The sequence below is a fragment of the Hyphomonas jannaschiana VP2 genome (assembly GCF_000685215.1).
In the GTDB taxonomy this organism is placed as follows: Bacteria; Pseudomonadota; Alphaproteobacteria; order Caulobacterales; family Hyphomonadaceae; genus Hyphomonas; species Hyphomonas jannaschiana.
Map to the genome: position 1 here is coordinate 1 of NZ_ARYJ01000026.1, position 4125 is coordinate 4125.

At 64.6% G+C, this 4125-nt stretch carries 5 protein-coding genes; 2 read left to right on the forward strand and 3 right to left on the reverse strand.

Annotated elements, in window-relative coordinates; all coding sequences use genetic code 11:
• Window positions 1–30: 30 nt before the first annotated feature.
• The 3 genes from hisN to HJA_RS17620 form a co-directional block, all read right to left on the reverse strand.
• Window positions 31–840 carry a histidinol-phosphatase gene (gene hisN / locus HJA_RS17610; RefSeq protein WP_035585089.1) on the reverse strand — a complete coding sequence of 270 codons (810 nt, stop codon included), beginning with the start codon at window positions 838–840 and terminating at the stop codon, window positions 31–33.
• Window positions 841–898: 58 nt separating this feature from the next.
• Window positions 899–1294: a helix-turn-helix domain-containing protein gene (locus HJA_RS17615; RefSeq protein WP_035585092.1), complete on the reverse strand. Its 396-nt coding sequence runs from the start codon at window positions 1292–1294 to the stop codon at window positions 899–901.
• 488 nt (window positions 1295–1782) lie between these two features.
• Window positions 1783–2700, reverse strand: coding sequence for an N-formylglutamate amidohydrolase (locus HJA_RS17620; RefSeq protein WP_081814798.1), 918 nt, complete (start codon window positions 2698–2700; stop codon window positions 1783–1785).
• Window positions 2701–2872: 172 nt separating this feature from the next.
• Here HJA_RS17620 and cpdR point away from each other — a divergent pair, with 172 nt between their 5' ends.
• The gene (cpdR, locus tag HJA_RS17625) at window positions 2873–3232 is read left to right on the forward strand and encodes a cell cycle two-component system response regulator CpdR (RefSeq protein WP_034762043.1); all 360 of its coding nucleotides are present in this window, start codon (window positions 2873–2875) and stop codon (window positions 3230–3232) included.
• 112 nt (window positions 3233–3344) lie between these two features.
• Window positions 3345–3986 (forward strand): TetR/AcrR family transcriptional regulator, encoded by a 642-nt coding sequence (locus HJA_RS17630; protein ID WP_035585095.1) that lies wholly within the window; start codon window positions 3345–3347, stop codon window positions 3984–3986.
• Window positions 3987–4125 lie beyond the last annotated feature (139 nt).

The following is a 4125-nucleotide window of genomic DNA, read 5'->3' on the forward strand; positions in this document are numbered from 1 at the left end:
ATACCGGACTATAAGTGACTATACCGGACTTTACTCGGCCGCCGGGGCGAGGAGGGTGAGGGCCTGCTCCATAAGAGTGTCGGTGGCGGTGCACAGGACCTGGCCGCCGAGGCTGGCCGGGGCGCCGGTCCAGTCTGTTGCGTGTCCGCCCGCGCCGGTGACGACCGGGATCAGCGCGGCCACATCCCAGGGTTGCAGGCCAGACTCTGCCACAAGGTGGACGGTGCCGCCGGCGAGCCGGGCATAGGCGTAGGCATCGAGCCCGTAGCGGGCGAGCCGGGTGGCGCCGCGCAGGTCCGACCAGGCGCTCTGTTCCGGACCGCTCAGGATGAAAGGGTCTGTCGTCGAGATCACGGCATCGGCAAGGGAGGGAACATCCGACACGGTGAGGGGGCTACGTCCGGCCGGCGTCTGCAGGGCCGCGCCGCCCGGCCAGCCGATATAGCGCTCGCCGAGGACGGGCTGGTCGATCACCCCGATCACCGGAAAGCCCATCGGGTCGACCAGGGCAATCAGCGTGGTCCAGACCGGCAGGCCGGCCACGAAGGCGCGCGTGCCGTCGACCGGGTCGAGCATCCAGCGCCAGCCGGAAGAGGAGGGGGTCTCGCCGAATTCCTCACCCGTGATGCCGTAATGCGGACGTTCGCGGGCGATGATTTCTCGCATCGCCTTTTCGGCGGCACGGTCGGCTTCGGTGACGGGATCGTAGGATTCTCCGGCGCCAGCCTTGTTATCAATATTGCTGAGCGCACGAAAATGCGGCCGGATCGCTGACCAGGCCGCATCGGCAAGACGGTTCGCCAAGGCGAGATCTTCGTCGAAATTGAGAACCGAATTCATGTTGACCAGCTAGGCCCCAAGCAGCCGGGCCGGTCAAGCATGGAAAGGTTAAGCCGGATCAGGCCGCGCCGTGACCGGAAGAATCGCCTTCAAGAGCCTTGGCCAGTTCGAGCAGGCGGCGGCGCGGACGTTCGTCCAGGCGGTAATAGGCGCGGACCAGTTCCAGCGTTTCCTTCTGGCTGAGGATGTCGCTTTCGAGGCGCTCGGCGTCATTGGCGGCGTCCGGCGTTCCGGCGGCGGGCATGCCGTCGAAGAAATACTGGACCGACACGTTCATCGCCTTGGCCAGCTCATAGAGGCGCGAGGCGGTGATGCGGTTGGCGCCGCACTCATATTTCTGGATCTGCTGGAAGCGCACGCCCACCTGGCTCGCAAGGTCCTGCTGGGTCATGCCCAGAAGGCGGCGGCGGCGGCGCAGGCGTTTGCCAACGTGCAGGTCTGTTTCATCAGCCATAGTCAAATACTCCGGGCGGTCTCTGCTTGGGACAGGGGCTGTCCCGTTTCTGTGTTTGCGGCTGACGTCTCGCAAACGGCGTGCCGGAAGGCATGACTGCCTAATTCCCGGGCAGTTTTATGAAATTTCATACCTGCGGCACCCTGTCCCTTGCTCGATTGTGCATCGCAGCATAAATCTGGCCTTGCACTTCGGTGCAGACGCCTCTGGCGTTTCCTCCCTTTGACTTCACGGCCGCGCTTCACAGCGCGGCCCTTTTTTTGGTCGAAGTGTAATTGTCATTGAAATTGTTGGATATTTTGTCGTTCCTGCCGAGTGGGACGGGACCTTTCCTCTGTGTTTCGCTGCGGCTGACACCGGATTTCGGGCCCCTCCAGAGCGGATAACCATGGATGTGCTCCGGCCGGCCGGTTTCCATTCAGGCCGTGCAAAGCTGCCATGCCGGGTTGCATGGACGGTTTTTCGCCAAAATGCGGGCAGGTGAAAAATTACACCTTTGGCAGGATCAGCGCCGTATCCAGCAAATTGGAGATAACTGTTTCAATCGCACCGGCCAGGTCGTCGAACCGGTCCAGCCGCTCGACGGCCTGTTCATCCATATAAAGGCCGCGATTGATTTCGATCTGCAGCGCATGCACGCCGCGCCGCGGCTTGCCATAGCGCCGGGTCGTGTAGCCGCCGGCATAAGGTGCGTTGCGGGCGACGCTGAAGCCGAGCTCGCGGAAGGCCCGCTCGGCGCGGCTGGTCAGGCGCGGATCGCAGGAGGCACCGAAGCGGTCACCTAATACTATGTCAGCCAGCGCTCGGCGGCCCGGCTGGACGGATGGCATGGAGTGGCAATCGATCAGCACGGCGTGGCCATGAGTGTCGCGCAGGGCGGTCAGCTCATCGCCGAGGCAGGCATGATAGGCGTCATGAATATGAGCAAGGCGCGCTTCGCCTTCTTCGCGGGTCAGGCGGCGGCTGTAGATCTCGGTCCCGCCGGCTGCGACGCGGGGCAGGCAGCCGAGCCCGGCTTCCACCCGGGCCGTCGGCATGCCGCAGGTACGGGGCGGGGGGCCGTCGAACATGGAGGCGTCCAGCTCGCGCGGATCGCGGTTGAGGTCTGCCACCGACCGGCCATAGCAGGCAGCCAGCAGCGTCGCCCCGGCGGCGGGCGCAGACGCGAACAATTCCTCGATAAAGGCATCTTCGGTGCGGCGCAGGTCCATCACCGGCACCCGCAGCGCTTCCAGCATGCTCTCGGGATAGAGCGAGCCGGAATGCGGGGAAGCGAACACGAACGGCACGGGCCGTCCGGCGGGCCGGGTCAGCGTGTAGGCCGGGCCGAAGACCTCCGCGCCAGGCGGACCCGTCCTGACAGGTAAGGGGGCCGGATCGAGGGAAAGGGGCGGGGTCGGGCGCATCGCCCCTATCGTTTGCCTGTTCGTGACAAGGTCAAGCCCCTAGCGCGTCCCGGGTGTCGCCCTGAACAGCGGCAAGGTAAAAAAGACAGGCGGAATTTCGCAAAATTCACCCATGATTTACCCGGATCACTGTTTATGCTTAGGCTTATCGGACGGACGAAGGGGGCCCCAGGTGACCAAGATCCTGCTGGCTGAAGATGATGATTCCATGCGCGCCTTCCTGGCTGCGGCGCTGCGCCGTGCCAGCCATGAGGTGCAGGATTATGCCGACGGCGAGACGGCCCTCGCTGCGCTTGAGCGCGAAGTGTTCGACCTGCTGCTGACCGACATTGTGATGCCGGGTCTCGACGGGATCGAGCTGGCGCGCCGCGGCGCCGAACTCGATCCGGCCATGAAGATCGTCTTCATCACGGGCTTTGCCGCTGTGGCGCTGTCGTCCGGATCGCCGACGCCAGCGGGCGCGAAAGTCCTGTCGAAGCCCTTCCACCTGCGGGAAATCGTCGAGGAAGTCGACAAGGTGATGGCGGCCTGAGGCCAGCCCAATCCGGAAATCGAACCGGTTCGGTATTGAAACCCGGCATTTTCGTACCCATCGTTACAATATTGGTCATGCCAATATCGCTGACGCATGGAGGAAATGCCTCATGTCCGGGAACAGTCCCTCACCCCGCCGCGGCCGCCCCCGCACGTTCGATCCCCATGAAGTGATGCAGCAGGTGCAGGACGCCTTCTGGAAAGGCGGCTTCGAAGGCACCTCGATCGGCGACCTGGCCGGTGCGACGGGCCTCAACCGGCCAAGTCTCTATGGCGCGTTCGGCGACAAGCACGCCCTTTATATCCAGGCCCTGCAGCAATATCGCGACGCCACCCAGGCCGCCGGCCGCAAGATCCTCGAAGACGCGCCGACGCTGCGCACCGCGCTGGAAGACCTCTTCCGCGCCGCCATCCGCCTCTATACCGACGATGAAGAGGCGCGTGGCTGTTTCGTCTCGAGCACCGCCCCGCCCGAAGCCATGCGCGACACGACCGTGCGCCGGGAACTTGCCGTCACCAATGACGGCCTCGACGAGATGTTCGAAGCGCGGATCGCGCGGGCTCAGGCGGAAGGGGAGGCCTGCACCGGCCTGCCGCCGGACGAGGCCGCCCGGATCGCTTCGGCTGTGCTGCATTCCTTGTCTGTCCGCGCGCGGGCAGGGGCCTCGAGACGGGCTTTGCATGCCCTGGCACAGAGTGCGGTGGACCTGCTGGCGCAGGCGCCGGAGACGGGTCGCAGCGAAGGCCGCTGAAGACGCTTGACGCAGGCGCGCCGATTGTCCATTACCCACGCTTCCTGACGGGCCCCGCCATACCAGAACGGGCCCCGGATGGGCGGTTAGCTCAGTGGTAGAGCACTACGTTGACATCGTAGGGGTCACAAGTTCGAAC

Coding starts and splice junctions, on each gene's coding strand:
- hisN (WP_035585089.1), bottom strand. CDS start 840: ATGAATTCGGTTCTCAATTTCGACGAAGATCTCGCCTTGGCGAACCGT.
- HJA_RS17615 (WP_035585092.1), bottom strand. CDS start 1,294: ATGGCTGATGAAACAGACCTGCACGTTGGCAAACGCCTGCGCCGCCGC.
- HJA_RS17620 (WP_081814798.1), bottom strand. CDS start 2,700: ATGCGCCCGACCCCGCCCCTTTCCCTCGATCCGGCCCCCTTACCTGTC.
- HJA_RS17630 (WP_035585095.1), top strand. CDS start 3,345: ATGTCCGGGAACAGTCCCTCACCCCGCCGCGGCCGCCCCCGCACGTTC.